The sequence below is a fragment of the Chitinibacter sp. S2-10 genome, assembly GCF_046530675.1.
GTDB lineage: Bacteria > Pseudomonadota > Gammaproteobacteria > Burkholderiales > Chitinibacteraceae > Chitinibacter.
This window is the reverse complement of sequence record NZ_CP172558.1, coordinates 396,912-412,430: the sequence shown is the minus strand read 5'-3', so window position 1 is coordinate 412,430 and position 15,519 is coordinate 396,912. Positions and strand designations below refer to the sequence as shown.

The window sequence follows — 15,519 nt, the reverse complement described above, 5'->3', positions numbered from 1 at the left end:
TGGGCTATTCGCGCGGCAGGTCCTCATCGCCTTCACGTGCTTTTCGCACTTGGACCCCGTCAGGTTTGCCTGCCGCCGGTTCAACCTTTTGGCCATCACTGCTTCTTGCTTCGCAATCGGACTGGATTTTATTCGTTACACATTGCCACTACAAACCCCATTTTCTACTACACGCTTCAAACCACTTCACCCCTTGCTAAACCAAAGTCGGGGTCATAATCCATATTGCGACTGAGTAATGCCCACACCATTCGTGCCGTTTTATTGGCTAACGCAACGGCGGCAATGTTTTTGTTACGCCGACTGCACAGGCTTTGAATCCATACACTCAGCCTATCCGTCTTGCCTAATGCCGTTTTAACTACAGCACGTGCGCCATGAATGAGTAAGGTGCGCAGATACGTATCGCCCCGCTTGCTGATGCCCAGTAACCGCTCCTTACCACCGCTGCTGTGCTGCCCCGGTGTTAAGCCTATCCAAGCGGCGAGGTCTCTGCCGCGTTTAAAGTGATGCGCATCTTGGCCTATCGCTGCAATCAAGGCGGTCGCGGTAATGGGGCCAATCCCACGTAATTGTTGCAAACGTAATGCTTGTGTATTTTCGCGCGCTTGCTGTTGCACTTGTTTATCCGCAGTGGCAATTCGCTCGTCGAGATACACCAGATCATCGCGCAAACCATTAAGCAGGGCACGGAAGTCGGGGGTTAAGCCATTTTCGGCATCCTCCAGTAGCTCTGGTAATGCTTTGCGCAGTGACTCAATCCGTTGAGCCGTCACAATCCCGTACTCCCCCAACAAACCACGGATTTGATTGACCTTGGCGGTGCGCTGCTGCACCAGTTCGCTGCGGATACGGTGCAGTGCCTGTAAATCTTGTTGGGCGATGGTTTTGAGGGGCACAAAGCGCATCGATGGCCGACCTACGGCTTCACAAATAGCGGCCGCATCGTTGGCGTCGTTCTTGTTGCCTTTGACGTAGGGTTTAACGAACTGGGGCGCAATCAGCTTGACGGTATGCCCCATCAATTGCAGTTGACGTGCCCAGTGATGCGCGCCAGAGCAAGCCTCCATGCCAATCAAGCAAGGAGTGAGCTTTTTAAAGAAGTCGAGCAATTGCGACCGACGTAATTGTCGAGTGCAAATGACTTCTTCTTTGTGATTCACGCCGTGAATTTGAAAAACGGTTTTGGCAAGATCAAGGCCAATGCGGATAATAGACATGGTGGACTCCTTGTTCTGTGTGACTGTTGGCTGACACTTCCAGTCTGGCACATCGATGCCGTATCAGAGGGAGGAGTCCATCCCATTGCCTTTCTTTGCTTACTTTCTTTAGGCGAAGCAAAGAAAGTGAGTGCCGCGGCGCATAGCCGCCAATCCAAGTTAGATAGTTAGATCAATGACAACAGGCAAAGAAAAACCGCCAAAGTGGCGGTTTCATTCGTATGATGACGAGGCTCAATAAAACCATCGGGCAGTGGAATTTTGTTGACGTCCGATCGCGATTTATCATAGGCCGCTCCAGCCAACAAAGCATAATCTGAAGTGTTCATTTATCTATTCTCACTATTCACATTTGTACGAATTTGGTTTGTAGCTGTAGTCAATAGCCATTAATTTTTTATTGGTTCCACCTGAATTTATATCTCTAATCACATTGACCGATAGAAATTTTTCTTCTTTTATTCTCTGTAGTGTTTTTTTTATTTTTGGGTAAAACACTAGATTCATAAATCTAAATTTTTCAAGGAGCTCTTGTGCGGGTTTGTTCTCTATTTTTCCATTGCGTATTTCTTGCAGTACGAAAGGGGGGCATGGTTGACCATAATGATCGAGATCCACACTAGAGCGAGGGGCTACTAGCACCAGAGTTCTATCTCCATCCAATTGCACTAACATTGGATCTACTGACATCAGCAAATCCGTCGGCGAATTCCAGGTGATTTTTTTTCCCGTTTTGGGGTGAATAAAGCTGATAGACTCCGATGCTACTGGCGCGCTCTGGCCGATCTCATGCCCACCACCAATACGTATCGTGCGCTCCAACAGCAAAATAGAGCCATCAGCCTGCTTAGCCTCTTCCTGCCAAGTAACAATTTCGGAGCCACAAGCGCTGAGCCCAATGACCAAGGCAAAAGCCAAACACCATTTATTTTTCATCCGACTTCCTCTTTATCGTTCCCGAACACTCTCACTCACATACGCCATCAGCGGCGACAGGAAATATTCAATAATCCGCCGCTGGCTGGTTTTCACTTCGACGCTGACCGCCATTCCCGGCGCAAGATTCACCCAACGCCCCTCGATATTCATTTTGCTTTGTGCAAGTTTGACTTTGGCCTGATAAACCAGCCCGCGTAGCTCCGATAAAGCGAAGCGAAATCGGAGTTTGGTCGAGTGTGCAAACCCCAGTGGAATTTTTCCACCCGACGCTTGTGGGTATTGCCTTGTAGGTGTTGATGATAAATAGTTTTATGGATATACATGCATGGGTATTCTGCAGCCTCACACCTCACACCCCCAAGTAATTCTCGTTCAACACCCGCAAAAACGCATCGCCGTATTTTTCCAGTTTTCGATCGCCGACGCCGCTGATACGCGAGAGTTCGTAATGATCGAGCGGGCGTAGGCGTACCATTTCCTTGAGCGTGGCGTCGCCGAAAACGTGGTAGGCCGGGGCTTCCATTTCGTCGGCGAGTTGTTTGCGCAGTTTGCGCAGCGCTTGCCACAGCGCCTGATCGGCTTCCGAGCTAAATTCGCTGCCTTTGTCGCCGCGATAGCTGAATTTCTCGGTGCGCGCGCGCAGGTAGAGTGGATTTTCGCCTTTCAAAAACGGACGGGCTGCGTCGGTCAGTTGCAGCCCGCCGTGGCCTTCGGGTGCGAGTTGCAGCGCGCCTTTGGCGAGCAGTTGGCGAAATACCGCGCGCCAGCTTGCTTCGTCGATGTCTTTGCCGATGCCGAAAGTGCTGATTTTGTCGTGCAAATGGCTGACGACTTTGGGATTGCTTTTGCCGCGCAGCACGTCGACCAGATGCCCGACGCCAAAACGATTTCCGGTGCGATACACACAGGACAACGCTTTTTGCGCGGCTTGAGACATTTCAACGAGTTGCGGCGGGTTCAGGCAATTGTCGCAGTTGCCGCACGGCACGGTTTGTTCACCGAAGTAGCCGAGCAATACAGAGCGACGGCATTCGGTCGCTTCAACCAAGCCCAGCATCGCGTCGAGTTTGCGGCGCTCGACGTGTTTCTGTTCTTCCGGGCTGCCGCCTTGTTCGATCATTTCGGCGAGCAGCATCACGTCGTTTAAGCCATACGCCAGCCAGGTATTCGCAGGCAGTCCGTCGCGGCCGGCGCGGCCGGTTTCCTGATAGTAGTTTTCAATCGATTTGGGCAAGTCCAGATGCGCGACGAAACGCACGTCGGGTTTATTGATGCCCATACCAAAGGCAATCGTCGCAACCATCACCACGCCTTCTTCGCGCAGAAAAATCTGCTGATGCTTGGCGCGAACGCTGGCGTCGAGCCCGGCGTGATACGGTAGCGCTTTGATTTCCTTGGTTCGCAGCCATGCGGCGGTGTCTTCGACTTTTTTGCGCGATAAACAGTAAACGATTCCCGAATCGCCTTCGTGCTCGCGGCGTAAAAAGGTCAGCAATTGATCGCGCGCAGTTTTTTTCTCGACGATGGTGTAGCGCAGATTCGGTCGGTCGAAGCTGGCGACAAATTCCTGCGCGTTTTCCAGATGCAGGCGCTGCTTCATTTCAGCGCGCGTTGCGTGATCGGCGGTCGCCGTTAGTGCGATGCGCGGTACGTCTGGAAAATCGTCGGCGAGCACCGAGAGCGCCAGATATTCAGGCCGGAAATCGTGCCCCCATTGCGAAACGCAATGCGCTTCATCGATGGCAAACAGCGAAATGTGCGCTTGACGCAGCAAGGACTGAAAACGTTGCGTCATCAGTCGCTCGGGCGCGACGTAAAGCAGCTTGAGTTTGCCGCTTAAGAAATCGTTTTCAACTTCGCGCGCTGTGGCGGCGTCGAGCGTTGAATTTAAAAACGCCGCGGCGACACCGAGTTCGAGCAGCGCTTCGACCTGATCCTGCATCAGCGCGATCAGTGGCGAAACGACAATCGCGCAGCCATCTCGAACCAGCGCCGGGATTTGATAGCACAGCGATTTGCCGCCGCCCGTTGGCATCAGGACCAGCGCGTCCTGACCCGCGCACAGCGCGTTGACGATCTGTTCCTGCATGCCGCGAAAGGCGCGGTAGCCGAAAACGTGTTCGAGGTAGTGAAGGGCGGGGTGTTTAGTCTGCATAGGCGGCGCTATTGTACGCGGCTTGGGGATAATCGTCGCTGTACTGCGATCAGCGCATCAGACTGGATTAGTACTTTGGGTGGGTATTTGTTTGTAGATCAATAAATAAAATGCTTGTGGCAATATACCTATGGTGGTATTGCTCGCTTAATCTTTCTTTTTGCCGGGAGGCATGATGTAAGGGTCTACGCTAGGGTCGAGCAGCGATTTCTTTTTCCGACTAAGGCTGGCCCAGGGAATAAAAGGCAGGCAGGCGAGAACAATCAGCGTAATGAGCAAAAACTCCAGCATGACGATCCAATTGGTTTGTTCAAGTTGGCGTCAGTATAAATTCAGCTTGTTGTGCGGTGCAAAAAATATCCCGGATCGTGCCTTACTTATACGACACCTTTTATCCGGGATATTCGACCGTTGATCGCTTATAGTCCTGCTTCAACCAGCATTTCGCGCGTCAGAAGGAAAACAAAACCGTCGCCCGATTCGGTTGGCAACCAGATAAACGGCAGCGTCGGGTATTGTTCCTCAAGCACGTCACGGTTATGGCCGATTTCAACGACCAGAACACCGTGCGGATTCAGGTGCTGCGTGGCTTCCGACAAGATCCGGCGCGTAATGTCGAGCCCGTCTTCGCCACTGCCGAGCGCCATTTCCGGCTCGTGCAGATATTCGGGCGGGAGTTCTTCAACGCTGTGCGCATCGACATACGGCGGATTCGAAATGATCAAATCGTACTTCATGTCTTCAACGGCGCTGAACAGATCCGAATCGAGCAGGTCGATCCGGTCACCGAGGTTGTAATCAAGGACATTGATTTCGGCGACGTCGAGCGCGTCCGGCGACAGATCAACCGCGTCAATCGCCGCATCGGGGAAGGCATGCGCCATCAGGATTGCCAGGCAGCCCGATCCGGTGCACAGGTCAAGCGCATTGTGGATCAGCTCGGGGTATTCGATCCACGGTTCCAGCCCTTCGTTAAGCAGGATTTCGGCGATAAATGAACGCGGAACAATCACGCGTTCGTCAACATAAAACTTGAAATCGCCCAGATACGCTTCCTTGGTCAGGTAAGACGCCGGTTTGCGCGTGACGACGCGTTCCTGCAGCACATTGAGCACTTGCTCGACTTCTTCGGGCAACAGGCGTGCGTCGAAAACCGGCTCGAGCCGGTCAATCGGTAATTTGAGTGTCGCCAGAATCAGATAGGCGGCTTCATCCCATGCTTCACTGGTGCCGTGGCCGTAAAACAGCTCGGCGGCGTTGAACCGGCTGACGGCAAAGCGGTGCAGGTCACGCACGGTGGTCAGGTATTCGCGGGCGGTTTCGTACATGGGTTTCTCCAGTCGGCTCAATAGGGCGCCAGTTTACGCGGTTTTGGCTCCCAAGTAGATAAGCAAAAGTTTTAGCCCGAGGCCACCTCGTCCAGCATCGTTACCTCGCCTTGCCGTACTAACTTGTACTGTCTACGGCTTCGGTGCCTTGCTGGAAATTTTTTGTGCGGTTACTTACTGTGATGAATCCAAACAGCTTTACGGTATCCAGCCAGCCCTGCTTGGTGTAAAGTTCCGCCTTTATGGCTTGATTGGGATGAAACGGGTATGACATTTGCGACGCTTGGCCTTGCGCCTGAAGTTTTAAAGGCTGTTGCCGAGCAGGGCTATGAAAACCCGACCGCGATTCAGGCGCAGGCGATTCCGGTGGTGCTGACCGGGCAGGACGTACTCGGCGCGGCGCAAACCGGAACCGGCAAAACTGCGGCGTTCACCTTGCCGATTCTGACCCGCATCATCCGTCATGCCAATACCAGCGTGTCACCGGCACGCCACCCGATCCGCGTGCTGATGCTGGCTCCGACGCGCGAGCTCGTTGATCAGGTTTACGATAACGTCGCGACGTACAGCAAGCACACCGGGCTGCGCAGCCACGTCGTTTACGGCGGTGTCGACATCAAGGGCCAGATTCCGGCGCTGCGTAACGGCATTGAAGTGCTGGTTGCGACGCCAGGTCGTCTGCTCGATCATATCCAGCAGAAAAACATCAATTTGTCGCAAGTCGAGATTCTGGTGCTCGACGAAGCGGACCGCATGCTCGACATGGGCTTTATTCTCGACATTCGCGAGATTTTCAAACTCTGTACCAGCCGCAAACAGACCTTGCTGTTCTCGGCGACGTTTGCGCCGGAAATCGTCAAGCTCAGTAACGAATTCATGAACAATCCGGTCAAGATCGAAGTCGCGCGGCAGAATTCGGCCAACGAATCGGTCAAGCAGGAATTGCATCCGGTCGAATCGGGTCGCAAACGCGCGCTGCTCGCGCATCTGATCCGTATTCACGAAATGAGTCAGGTGATCGTTTTCTGCCGCACCAAAATCGGTGCCGAGCAAGTGTCGCGCGAACTCAAGCGCGGCGGGTTCAATTGCGAAGCGATTCATGGCGACCGTGACCAGAAAGCGCGTACCGAAGCGCTGAACAAATTCAAAGCGGGTGAAACGCAGGTATTGGTTGCTACCGACGTCGCTGCGCGTGGCCTGGACGTGACCGACCTGCCGTTTGTCGTGAATTTCGAATTGCCGACCAACCCGGAAGATTATGTGCATCGTATTGGCCGGACTGGCCGCGCTGGCGCAACTGGGATCGCGATTTCACTCGTTGCGCCCGAAGAAGACAAAGCGTACAACGGCATCAAGGCCTTGTTGAAACGCGACTTGCCACTGATTCCGGTACCGGGTTTCTCGCCGGGAACGATACAGATTATCGACGAACGTGAACCCACGCGTGAGCGGATCGGCTCGGATCGGGGGCGTGGTTCGGAACGTCACAGCGCTCGCGGAGAGCGGGATCGCTTTGGTCGTCGTGATCATGGCGTGCGCGATGCGGCGCCAGCGGGTGAACGGGTGCGGACAGGCATGCCGTCGCGCGCCAGCCGCGATGCGCTGGAGATTCCGGCCTTGCCGAATGATTTACCGAAATTGCCCAAGCGCGCCCCACAAATCGCTGCGCTATTCCTGCCCAAGCGCGCGCCATTGCCTCAAGAATAATGAGTCGGCAATGAAATAAAAAAGCCGCGCTTGCGGCTTTTTTTTGTATCTCTCATTTTTCGGTTTAAGTAGTGTATTTTCTTGCAGATATTGATATTCATGATTTGTATGAATATACCCCTGCTTTGATTGGGTAATTCATTTTGTTACCAAGCCAACAGACTGATAAACGGAACTTTATTCCGTACTGAGCAAATACCCCGTCCGGAAATGGAAAAGTAGGTGACTGAATATCTGCGCTGTAGATCAGACTACCGCGCAGATATTAATTCGAGCCATTTACCAGACATAACCCACACCGGCCCCGGCGTACAGCTCACCGCTGTGCTGCACCAGCGGGCTGTTTTTAATGCTCGAGTCGTACCACTCGTAATTTAACGCAAACAGGCCGATCCAGTCCTTGTTAAAGCGGTAGCTGGTAATCAGCGCGGCCATCGGCGAGATCGTTGTTCCGGTATCCCAGGCCGGACGCGTCGCAGTGGCTTCGCCGCCCGATACGCCGCCGAAATAATAATTGGCCATTTTGGCGCTGCGTATCATCACGCCGGTTCCCGGCATGATCAGCAGATTGTCTTTGACGATAGGAAAATCGGCCCACAATAATGCTTCCTGCCCTTTGCTGGTACCGGTGACATCGCTGGCTGCGCGTACGGTTAGCAAGGCGTAGGGCGTGACGTAATTGGCGCCGATGCCCATTTCAAGCTGCCCGTCGCGTTGCTGCATGCCGGCCAGCTCGACCGCATCAGCCGGATCAAGGTTGCCAAAGCGAACCCGGCCATAAGCAAAGGCCGAGAATTGGCCTTCCTTGTAAAAGTAGTAACGTGCTCTATCGCCCAGATAGACCAGCTTCTCACCAAAATAAACCAGGCCGGGGATGGCGTAGACTTCATTATCAAGTGCCTGATAACGCGCCTGTCCGCTAATCACAATGCCACCAACGATGGCACCCCGTGGAACCGGGCTGTTGTCCGTATTGCTGGCCAGCAGATCAAGCGAGCCAAGATCAACTTCTGCTTGGGCGGGTATAGCTATCAAGGCCAATATAGCTAAGGCAAAGCAGGCAATACCCCGGTCAATGAGTGAGTTTTTCATGGTGTTCTCCACTGGATACATCTATTCATGGTAGCTAAGCTGCTGTGCCGAGGTATTGCTAATTTGCGATCAGGCCGCGATCAGGCTGCGATCAGTCGAACCGCCAGCGGGTTTGCGCCACTGGCGATCGGAATCAAGCGGTCGATATTGGGATGCTTGCCCGGGTTTTGCTCGGCATCCTGTGTGTGCTCGGCGTACAGGCGCAGCCCTTTTTGTGCCGCGATATCGCTGATTGCGCCAAATTCCTGATACAGCGCGTGGTAAACGCGAACGCTGCCAGACTGGCCGGGTTTGTTTTCGATGCGTGCGACGATTTCATCGCCATTGAGCAATTCAATCGCGCTCAAATGATCGATTGTGGGTAATTGGGCGAGCTGTTCGGCAAAATTCATGATGGTTTTGTCAACGGAATGAATAAGGGCTGCGTTATAACATACAAGCGCGTCTTGTGCTTACCAGTCCAATTATTTCAGGAGTTTCCATCATGAACCATCTAATCAAAACAGTCTGTCTTGCTGCGTCGCTGGCGCTGAGCTCATTGGCGATGGCTGAAGCAACGCCGTGTCCGGGTATGGGGCCTGGCATGCAGCATGGCATGCGAGGTGAATTTGCCATGCCCAAGGGCGAAGTGAAAAAAGCCGATTTCCTCAAACGGATGGAAGCGCGTTTTGATGCAATCGATAGCAATAAAGACGGCGTGCTGTCGGAAGCTGAACGCAAAACCGCACACGATCAAATGCGCGCCAAACGCGGTGAAATGCGTAAAAACCGTTCAGCCAGCCAGCCTTGCATGGCGCAATAATCGCAATCAGTTTGATGCAAAACGCGGCTTTGGCTGCTCAGATTGATGACAAACCTCACTCGCGAAGCGAGGCGCCCTGTAGGAAGTGCCCTTGGGGTGCTCCCCTCAAGGAGGGGACGGGAGGGGTGGGAATAAAACATAAAGGCTGCGAATTTAAAGCCTTATTTCCTAGGCTCGGCTTTGCCGAGACTTGAAAAATGTCGTAACCCACTTTGTCAGCAGCCTGAGCGGCTTTGGCCGCTTTTTTATTCGGTCGCTGCAATTCCCCAGATCTCGCTCAGTGGCAATTGCCCGGCGATAATCCGGCTGTCGAGCAGATTGGTGACGGTAAAGTCGAGATTGCTGGTGTCGCGCAGGACGTGTTGGCTGAGTAATTGATCGTTGGCGTCAAACAGTGACAGCACTTGGGGCGTGTTGTCGAGTTGACCACGGCGTACCACGACGCCGGTTTCACCATTGATCAGATGAACGATGCTACCCGGTGGGTAAATCCCCAGCGTGGCTAAAAATAACTGCGCCAGTTTTTGGTCAAGGCTACCTGCGGCGCTGCTGAGCGTACTGAAAATGGCCGCGTCGGCCAGTTGCCGACGACGATAGCTGCGGTTATTCAGCATCGCGCAATAGCGGTCAACCAGCCCCAGTAGCCGCGCATCAAAATGGATGGCGTCACCTCGCAGCTTGCGCGGGTAACCGCTGCCATCGGGCGCTTCATGATGCTGCTCGACACAGTCAAGCCAGTGAATATCCGAAACACCGAGCATTCTGAGCTGATCGCGCCCGATCAGTGGATGAGCCTGCATTTGTTCGCGCTGTTCATTGCTGAGCGGTTCGGTCTGTTCAGCCAGCAGGGCTTCAAGTGCGTGCATGCCAAGGTTCATCGTCAGTGCTGCAGCAATGACCGAGCTGCGCTGAATGCTGTTCTGCCCCAGTTGCGCGAGCATCAGATTGGTCACAATGGCTACATCGACCGCATGGCGCACCGGGTAGGGCGTATCGAGTTCGAGCAGGATGGTGGCCAGCGAAACTTCACTAGACTGTCGGCAGGCGCTCTGAATCAAGCGGACGATGTCGATGATGCTGGCGGTGAAATTGTCGCTTGCCAGCGGATCATTGAGCAAAACGCTTAAATCGGCACGCGCTTGTCGCACCAGTTGTAGCGAAGAAAGTGGGGCAGTGGCCATATTTGCTTCCGGCAGACGGTTGGGTTCTTCTGATCGTCGTTGTGTGATTCGGCTCTGTTGACGTTTGGTGTGCGGTCGCGCTGGCGCGATTTTTGTGACGAATCAAGGCATTGGCTGCGATGCATAGTCATTCTATGTGAACAGGCAATAACGCAGAGTCGTCACAAAAAGCGCCCAGCCCGGAGGGTTTGGCTATTTTTGGCCTGACACTGCGTTGCAAAACCCTCGCATAGAATGACTATGCAGCGGGCTTTGCGTCTTGTTTCAGGCCAAAACCAGCACAAACGCGACTCGCAAACTAAACGTCAACAGAGCCTAACGTCAGCGGAGTCAAATCTTCGCATGCAAACAAAAACAGCGCCAGTGTAGACCGGCGCTGTTACAAATAATGTTAATACTTTACGTTTTTAGACTCAATCGGCCTCATCCATCCACGCCATCTGAATGGCTTCGAGGATTTTTTCGCCGCAATGTTTCGGATCATCATCAAACCCGTCCAGCGCCAGCACCCAATCGCGCAGCTCGACAAAATGCAATTTGGTCGGATCAACGTCGGGGTGTTTTTCTGATAATTCAATCGCGATTTCGCGGCTATCAGTCCATTTCATGTTGATACTCCTGTGATGTATTGCCATGAAGGCTAGGTTTGCCAATATATTTGGCCTTATACCTGATTAATGATGTTCGCGTGCGTGATTGATGGTGTATTTTGGCAGCTCGACGACCAGATCGGTATCGGCCACTTCAGCTTGGCAAGACAGGCGCGAGCAGGCTTCCAGCCCCCAGGCTTTATCGAGCTGGTCTTCTTCCAGTTCGTCGGCTTCGTTCAGGCTATCAAAGCCTTCGCGCACCAACACATGGCAAGTGGTACAGGCGCACGATTTCTCGCACGCGTGTTCGATTTCAATGTCATTGGCCAGTAGCGCATCGCAAATGGTCGTGCCCGGTTCAACGTCGAGCACCGCGCCATCGGGGCACAGCGTGGCATGCGGCAGAATAATAATTTGGGTCATGGCTTATCTCTTTGATGAATCGCGCTTAAATTTCGGAAATCTTGTGACCTGCCAGTCCGCGCTTCACCGCGGCATCCATCCGGCGGCTGGCAAATTCACCCGTTGCTGCATTGAGCGCTTCGGTGGCGGTGATAATCGCATTGGCATCGTCTTGAGCATTGGCAGCGCTGAGGGCTGCAATCGCCGCGTCAATTTCGGCGCGCTCGTCCGTGTTAATCAGCTGGCCGTCAGTGTCGAGCGCGACGCTGACGGCGGCGATAATGCTGCTGGCCTCAACGCGCGCTTCAGCCAGTTTGCGTGCCTGTACATCGTCTTTGGCGTGCGTCATCGATTCGGTCAGCATCCGCGTGATTTCATCATCCGACAAGCCGTACGATGGCTTAACGGCAATGCTCGCTTCGATGCCGGAAGATTGTTCTTTGGCTGAAACCGACAGCAGACCATCGGCGTCGACCTGGAAAGTAACGCGAATGCGCGCCGCGCCAGCGACCATTGGCGGAATGCCGCGCAGCTCAAAGCGCGCCAGGCTGCGGCAATCGCTGACCAGCTCGCGCTCGCCCTGCAGTACATGAATCGCCATCGCCGTCTGGCCGTCTTTAAACGTCGTAAATTCCTGCGCGCGCGCGGTCGGGATCGTGCTATTGCGCGGAATGACTTTCTCGACCAGACCGCCCATCGTTTCGAGACCGAGTGACAGCGGAATCACATCAAGCAGCAGCCATTCGTCGTCACCCTTATTGCCTGCCAGCACATTGGCCTGAATCGCCGCGCCAATCGCGACGACTTTGTCCGGGTCGAGATTGGTGAGCGGTTCCTGATTGAATAGTTCGCGTACCGCTTTGCGCACATGCGACATCCGCGTCGCGCCACCGACGAGGACAACGCCTTTGATGTCTTCGATTGAAAGTTTGGCATCGCGCAAGGCTTTTTTGACGGGCAACAGCGTTTTGCTGATCTGGTGCGCGGTCATGCTATGGAATTGCTCCGCCGTCAGCTCCAGATCAATCACCGCGCCATCCGATAGTACGGTCGTGATACGTGTGCTATCGCGGTCGGTCAGCGATTCTTTGGCTTCGCGCGCGCGCGTCAGCAACAGGCGCTGATCGTTGGCGTTCGGGCCGTGAATATCGGCTTGCTCCAGAATCCAGCAGTAAATGCGGTGGTCGAAATCATCACCGCCGAGCTGGCTGTCACCCGATGTTGCGCGCACTTCAAAAACGCCACGCGTCAGTTCCAGAATCGACACGTCAAACGTGCCGCCACCCAAGTCATAAATCACATACGTGCCTTCGGATGCATTATCCAGACCATACGCAATCGCAGCCGCAGTCGGTTCGTTCAGCAGGCGCAAAACATTCAGACCGGCGAGCTTGGCGGCGTCTTTGGTCGCCTGACGCTGTGCATCGTCGAAGTAGGCGGGAACGGTAATCACAGCGCCAACCAGCTCGCCGCCCAGGCTTTCTTCGGCGCGGGCTTTGAGGTTTTTTAAAATTTCGCTCGAGACTTCAACCGGGCTTTTGACACCAGCGCGCGTTTGCAATTTGAGCATGCCGGGCTCATCGACGAAGCGGTAAGGCGTTGCCAGATCGGCGATGTCATTGATGCCGCGACCCATAAAACGTTTGACCGATACGATGGTATTGCCCGGGTCTTCGTTCTGTTTATGCTGCGCTGCGTGACCGACCAGCAAGGTATTCTCAAGGCCGTAATGCACCACCGACGGCAGCAGCGTGCGGCCATCGTGGTCGGGCAGGCAGACCGCGCTGCCGCTTTTGACGGTGGCAACCAAGGAGTTGGTCGTACCCAAATCAATGCCGACCGCGAGTCGGTGTTGATGCGGCGCAGCGGAAAGGCCGGGTTCGGCGATTTGCAACAAAGCCATTGGCTTAAATCCTAAAAATCTAATCGATTAAATGTTTCCTGATTAGGTAGCTATCTCAGCAAATCGTCGTACCGGCGAAAGCCGGTACCCAGAGTGCAATTTAAAAAAGCATTGCAGCTGGATTCCGGCTTCCGCCGGAATGACGAAACAATGGGTAGCTGACGTGGCTACCTAATCAGGAAATTTTTTAAGGTATATGCCTGAAACGCTTTGCAGTAAAGAGGTTCAGGGATATACCCTTGATTATTTAAGAATGAGCTGACCCAGAAAATTAAATGCTATCAACGTACCGGGAGTTGCGCCTATCAACAAAATCCAATGACGTATCCATTGGCTTCGTTCAATTGAGCTTTGCCTTAAACGAGTGCGCCAATTTCTATCCAGAGTTTTCCAGATCGCATACAAAAATACTGGAGTTGAAATGAGAGACCCCATAAAGCGATCCATTACCGCAGATGCGCCACATTTTTCGAACTCTTCCAAATCTGTGGCACCGAAGCAAAATTGAGGTAAGAGTAATTTAAGTTGCAATAAGCAAAAGCAAATCACTAATAGCCATAATATTGTTTCGCTAATGATTGCTTTCATGCTTTATTTATCCATGCAAATCAATACAACACCGCCTCGATTGCATCACCAATTTCCTGATCAAGCTTTTCCATAAACCGTAATTTTCGCACGCTCATCGCGGCGTTCGCAAAGTCTTGTTGTGCGTCGATTTGCGTCGCGAGTTTATCTTCGAGCGCCTGCATTTCGGCGCGCATTTCGCGGGCTAGGTTTTCCAGCGCATCGACGTTTTTGCTCGCCTTCGCGTCGCTAATGCTTTCACGCCATTCCATTTGCGCCATCAGAAAATCCATCGGCATCGCCGTATTGGTTTCTTCCTGCGTATCAACGCCAGCCAGCTGCAGTAGATAGCGCGCGCGTGGCAGGGCGGATTTCAGGGTTTGGTAGGCTTCATTGATGTGCGTTGCCGCTTGTAGACTGGCGCGACGTTCGGCATCGGCGGCACTGGCAAATTTATCAGGATGATAGCGCGCAACTTGCTCGCGATAGCGTGCATCGAGTTCTTTGCTGTCGATGGTGAAGGCCTGAGTGAGGCCAAAGAGAACGAAATGGGATTGCGCGAAATCGATCATGATCAGCTTTGAAGTGAGAAACAGCAGAAGCGGGCGACGAGATCGCCCGCAGCACAGACTTTAAGTAATTGCCCAAAAGTTTTCCCGCGAGGCGCAAAGCCGCAGACAGTACAGGTAGTACGGCAAGGCGAAGCAACAATGCGCGGAAACTTTTGCTTAAGCACTTAAACGCCGAAGCTTTCGCCACAACCGCATTCGTTTTTCACGTTGGGGTTGTTGAATTTAAACCCTTCGTTCAGGCCTTCTTTGGTGTAATCCAGCTCAGTGCCATCTAAGTAAGCGAGTGATTTGGCATCGGTGTAGATTTTGGTGCCAAAGCTCTCAAATACCAGATCGGTGTCACTTTCAACGTCGACAAATTCCAGCTTGTACGCCATGCCCGAACAGCCCGAAGTTTTGACTGCCAGACGGATGCCGAGGCCTTTGCCGCGTTTCTTGATGAAGTTGGCAACGTGGTTTGCCGCTGCTTCGCTAAGTGTCAGTGCCATTGTGTACTCCATTCGGGTATGGCTCTGTAGCTCAAGATGGGATTGTGCTACAGGGCTATACCCCGGGTGCCCTTCAGATCTTCAGATCTGAAAATCTTCAGATTAGTTGCCGTGCTTTTGCTTGTAATCTTCAACCGCCGCCTTGATCGCGTCTTCAGCCAGAATCGAGCAGTGGATTTTCACCGGTGGCAAAGCCAGTTCTTCGGCGATTTGCGTGTTTTTGATCGCCAAAGCTTCGTCCAAAGTCTTGCCTTTGACCCACTCGGTCACGAGTGATGATGAAGCAATCGCTGAACCGCAGCCGTAGGTTTTGAATTTCGCGTCGGTGATCAGGCCATCTTCGCCGACCTTGATCTGCAATTTCATTACGTCGCCACAGGCGGGCGCGCCGACCATGCCGGTGCCTACGGTGTCGTCACCTTTATCAAAAGCGCCGACGTTGCGCGGGTTTTCGTAGTGGTCGAGTACTTGTTCGCTGTATGCCATTTTGTGTGCCTCTTCGTAATAAGACAAAAATCCGCTCGCTGCGTCGCTTCGCCTTGCCGTACTCGGTGTACTGTCTGCGGCTGTGCT

Annotated in this window: 19 protein-coding genes; 2 read left to right on the top strand and 17 right to left on the bottom strand. The window is 53.4% G+C overall.

The genetic code is table 11. The annotated features are described in order from the left end of the window. Window positions 1–176: 176 nt before the first annotated feature. The 7 genes from ACG2XO_RS01925 to prmB form a co-directional block, all read right to left on the bottom strand. Window positions 177–1,220 carry an IS110 family transposase gene (locus ACG2XO_RS01925; protein ID WP_410497507.1) on the bottom strand — a complete coding sequence of 348 codons (1,044 nt, stop codon included), beginning with the start codon at window positions 1,218–1,220 and terminating at the stop codon, window positions 177–179. A gap of 167 nt (window positions 1,221–1,387) precedes the next feature. Continuing rightward, on the bottom strand, window positions 1,388–1,549 hold the full coding sequence (locus tag ACG2XO_RS01920; RefSeq protein WP_410499162.1) for a hypothetical protein: 162 nt from the start codon (window positions 1,547–1,549) through the stop codon (window positions 1,388–1,390). A gap of 13 nt (window positions 1,550–1,562) precedes the next feature. Next, window positions 1,563–2,156, bottom strand: coding sequence for a hypothetical protein (locus ACG2XO_RS01915; protein WP_410499161.1), 594 nt, complete (start codon window positions 2,154–2,156; stop codon window positions 1,563–1,565). 12 nt (window positions 2,157–2,168) lie between these two features. Continuing rightward, window positions 2,169–2,309, bottom strand: a complete 141-nt coding sequence (locus ACG2XO_RS01910; RefSeq protein ID WP_410499160.1) for a hemolysin secretion D, plasmid domain protein — start codon at window positions 2,307–2,309, stop codon at window positions 2,169–2,171. A gap of 199 nt (window positions 2,310–2,508) precedes the next feature. Beyond that, window positions 2,509–4,314, bottom strand: a complete 1,806-nt coding sequence (gene recQ, locus ACG2XO_RS01905) for a DNA helicase RecQ (protein WP_410499159.1) — start codon at window positions 4,312–4,314, stop codon at window positions 2,509–2,511. Between the two features lie 147 nt (window positions 4,315–4,461). After that, window positions 4,462–4,605, bottom strand: coding sequence for a hypothetical protein (locus tag ACG2XO_RS01900; RefSeq protein WP_410499158.1), 144 nt, complete (start codon window positions 4,603–4,605; stop codon window positions 4,462–4,464). 128 nt (window positions 4,606–4,733) lie between these two features. Next, window positions 4,734–5,642: a 50S ribosomal protein L3 N(5)-glutamine methyltransferase gene (gene prmB / locus ACG2XO_RS01895; RefSeq protein WP_410499157.1), complete on the bottom strand. Its 909-nt coding sequence runs from the start codon at window positions 5,640–5,642 to the stop codon at window positions 4,734–4,736. Between the two features lie 267 nt (window positions 5,643–5,909). Here prmB and ACG2XO_RS01890 point away from each other — a divergent pair, with 267 nt between their 5' ends. Continuing rightward, complete coding sequence (locus ACG2XO_RS01890; protein ID WP_410499156.1) at window positions 5,910–7,349, top strand: DEAD/DEAH box helicase; 1,440 nt, start codon at window positions 5,910–5,912, stop codon at window positions 7,347–7,349. Between the two features lie 279 nt (window positions 7,350–7,628). Here ACG2XO_RS01890 and ACG2XO_RS01885 read toward each other — a convergent pair whose 3' ends face one another. Together ACG2XO_RS01885 and ACG2XO_RS01880 are read right to left on the bottom strand one after the other, a co-directional pair. Continuing rightward, on the bottom strand, window positions 7,629–8,441 hold the full coding sequence (locus ACG2XO_RS01885) for a MipA/OmpV family protein (RefSeq protein ID WP_410499155.1): 813 nt from the start codon (window positions 8,439–8,441) through the stop codon (window positions 7,629–7,631). An 80-nt stretch (window positions 8,442–8,521) separates the two neighbouring features. Beyond that, window positions 8,522–8,833 carry a DUF2322 family protein gene (locus ACG2XO_RS01880; RefSeq protein ID WP_410499154.1) on the bottom strand — a complete coding sequence of 104 codons (312 nt, stop codon included), beginning with the start codon at window positions 8,831–8,833 and terminating at the stop codon, window positions 8,522–8,524. Between the two features lie 92 nt (window positions 8,834–8,925). On the opposite strand from ACG2XO_RS01880, the gene ACG2XO_RS01875 reads away from it, so the two are divergent. Then, the gene (locus ACG2XO_RS01875) at window positions 8,926–9,243 is read left to right on the top strand and encodes a hypothetical protein (protein WP_410499153.1); all 318 of its coding nucleotides are present in this window, start codon (window positions 8,926–8,928) and stop codon (window positions 9,241–9,243) included. Window positions 9,244–9,488: 245 nt separating this feature from the next. Here the strand turns inward: ACG2XO_RS01875 and ACG2XO_RS01870 are convergent, their stop codons facing one another. From ACG2XO_RS01870 to iscU, 8 genes are all read right to left on the bottom strand, one after another. Beyond that, a complete protein-coding gene (locus ACG2XO_RS01870) occupies window positions 9,489–10,424 on the bottom strand; it encodes an HD-GYP domain-containing protein (protein WP_410499152.1) in 936 nt (311 codons plus the stop codon). Between the two features lie 413 nt (window positions 10,425–10,837). Continuing rightward, window positions 10,838–11,032 carry a Fe-S cluster assembly protein IscX gene (gene iscX, locus ACG2XO_RS01865; RefSeq protein ID WP_410499151.1) on the bottom strand — a complete coding sequence of 65 codons (195 nt, stop codon included), beginning with the start codon at window positions 11,030–11,032 and terminating at the stop codon, window positions 10,838–10,840. Between the two features lie 66 nt (window positions 11,033–11,098). Next, on the bottom strand, window positions 11,099–11,437 hold the full coding sequence (gene fdx / locus ACG2XO_RS01860) for an ISC system 2Fe-2S type ferredoxin (RefSeq protein ID WP_410499150.1): 339 nt from the start codon (window positions 11,435–11,437) through the stop codon (window positions 11,099–11,101). 25 nt (window positions 11,438–11,462) lie between these two features. Further along, complete coding sequence (gene hscA, locus ACG2XO_RS01855) at window positions 11,463–13,319, bottom strand: Fe-S protein assembly chaperone HscA (protein WP_410499149.1); 1,857 nt, start codon at window positions 13,317–13,319, stop codon at window positions 11,463–11,465. A 243-nt stretch (window positions 13,320–13,562) separates the two neighbouring features. Then, window positions 13,563–13,907: a hypothetical protein gene (locus ACG2XO_RS01850; RefSeq protein WP_410499148.1), complete on the bottom strand. Its 345-nt coding sequence runs from the start codon at window positions 13,905–13,907 to the stop codon at window positions 13,563–13,565. A 20-nt stretch (window positions 13,908–13,927) separates the two neighbouring features. Continuing rightward, the gene (gene hscB / locus ACG2XO_RS01845) at window positions 13,928–14,458 is read right to left on the bottom strand and encodes a Fe-S protein assembly co-chaperone HscB (RefSeq protein WP_410499147.1); all 531 of its coding nucleotides are present in this window, start codon (window positions 14,456–14,458) and stop codon (window positions 13,928–13,930) included. Between the two features lie 164 nt (window positions 14,459–14,622). Continuing rightward, complete coding sequence (gene iscA, locus ACG2XO_RS01840) at window positions 14,623–14,946, bottom strand: iron-sulfur cluster assembly protein IscA (RefSeq protein ID WP_157669734.1); 324 nt, start codon at window positions 14,944–14,946, stop codon at window positions 14,623–14,625. Between the two features lie 102 nt (window positions 14,947–15,048). Then, window positions 15,049–15,432 carry a Fe-S cluster assembly scaffold IscU gene (gene iscU, locus ACG2XO_RS01835; RefSeq protein WP_157669733.1) on the bottom strand — a complete coding sequence of 128 codons (384 nt, stop codon included), beginning with the start codon at window positions 15,430–15,432 and terminating at the stop codon, window positions 15,049–15,051. Window positions 15,433–15,519 lie beyond the last annotated feature (87 nt).

Coding starts and splice junctions, on each gene's coding strand:
- iscX (WP_410499151.1), bottom strand. CDS start 11,032: ATGAAATGGACTGATAGCCGCGAAATCGCGATTGAATTATCAGAAAAA.
- ACG2XO_RS01850 (WP_410499148.1), bottom strand. CDS start 13,907: ATGAAAGCAATCATTAGCGAAACAATATTATGGCTATTAGTGATTTGC.
- ACG2XO_RS01925 (WP_410497507.1), bottom strand. CDS start 1,220: ATGTCTATTATCCGCATTGGCCTTGATCTTGCCAAAACCGTTTTTCAA.
- ACG2XO_RS01920 (WP_410499162.1), bottom strand. CDS start 1,549: ATGAACACTTCAGATTATGCTTTGTTGGCTGGAGCGGCCTATGATAAA.
- recQ (WP_410499159.1), bottom strand. CDS start 4,314: ATGCAGACTAAACACCCCGCCCTTCACTACCTCGAACACGTTTTCGGC.
- iscA (WP_157669734.1), bottom strand. CDS start 14,946: ATGGCACTGACACTTAGCGAAGCAGCGGCAAACCACGTTGCCAACTTC.
- ACG2XO_RS01915 (WP_410499161.1), bottom strand. CDS start 2,156: ATGAAAAATAAATGGTGTTTGGCTTTTGCCTTGGTCATTGGGCTCAGC.
- hscB (WP_410499147.1), bottom strand. CDS start 14,458: ATGATCGATTTCGCGCAATCCCATTTCGTTCTCTTTGGCCTCACTCAG.
- ACG2XO_RS01870 (WP_410499152.1), bottom strand. CDS start 10,424: ATGGCCACTGCCCCACTTTCTTCGCTACAACTGGTGCGACAAGCGCGT.
- ACG2XO_RS01900 (WP_410499158.1), bottom strand. CDS start 4,605: ATGCTGGAGTTTTTGCTCATTACGCTGATTGTTCTCGCCTGCCTGCCT.
- hscA (WP_410499149.1), bottom strand. CDS start 13,319: ATGGCTTTGTTGCAAATCGCCGAACCCGGCCTTTCCGCTGCGCCGCAT.
- ACG2XO_RS01880 (WP_410499154.1), bottom strand. CDS start 8,833: ATGAATTTTGCCGAACAGCTCGCCCAATTACCCACAATCGATCATTTG.
- ACG2XO_RS01890 (WP_410499156.1), top strand. CDS start 5,910: ATGACATTTGCGACGCTTGGCCTTGCGCCTGAAGTTTTAAAGGCTGTT.
- ACG2XO_RS01910 (WP_410499160.1), bottom strand. CDS start 2,309: ATGAATATCGAGGGGCGTTGGGTGAATCTTGCGCCGGGAATGGCGGTC.
- fdx (WP_410499150.1), bottom strand. CDS start 11,437: ATGACCCAAATTATTATTCTGCCGCATGCCACGCTGTGCCCCGATGGC.
- prmB (WP_410499157.1), bottom strand. CDS start 5,642: ATGTACGAAACCGCCCGCGAATACCTGACCACCGTGCGTGACCTGCAC.
- ACG2XO_RS01885 (WP_410499155.1), bottom strand. CDS start 8,441: ATGAAAAACTCACTCATTGACCGGGGTATTGCCTGCTTTGCCTTAGCT.
- iscU (WP_157669733.1), bottom strand. CDS start 15,432: ATGGCATACAGCGAACAAGTACTCGACCACTACGAAAACCCGCGCAAC.
- ACG2XO_RS01875 (WP_410499153.1), top strand. CDS start 8,926: ATGAACCATCTAATCAAAACAGTCTGTCTTGCTGCGTCGCTGGCGCTG.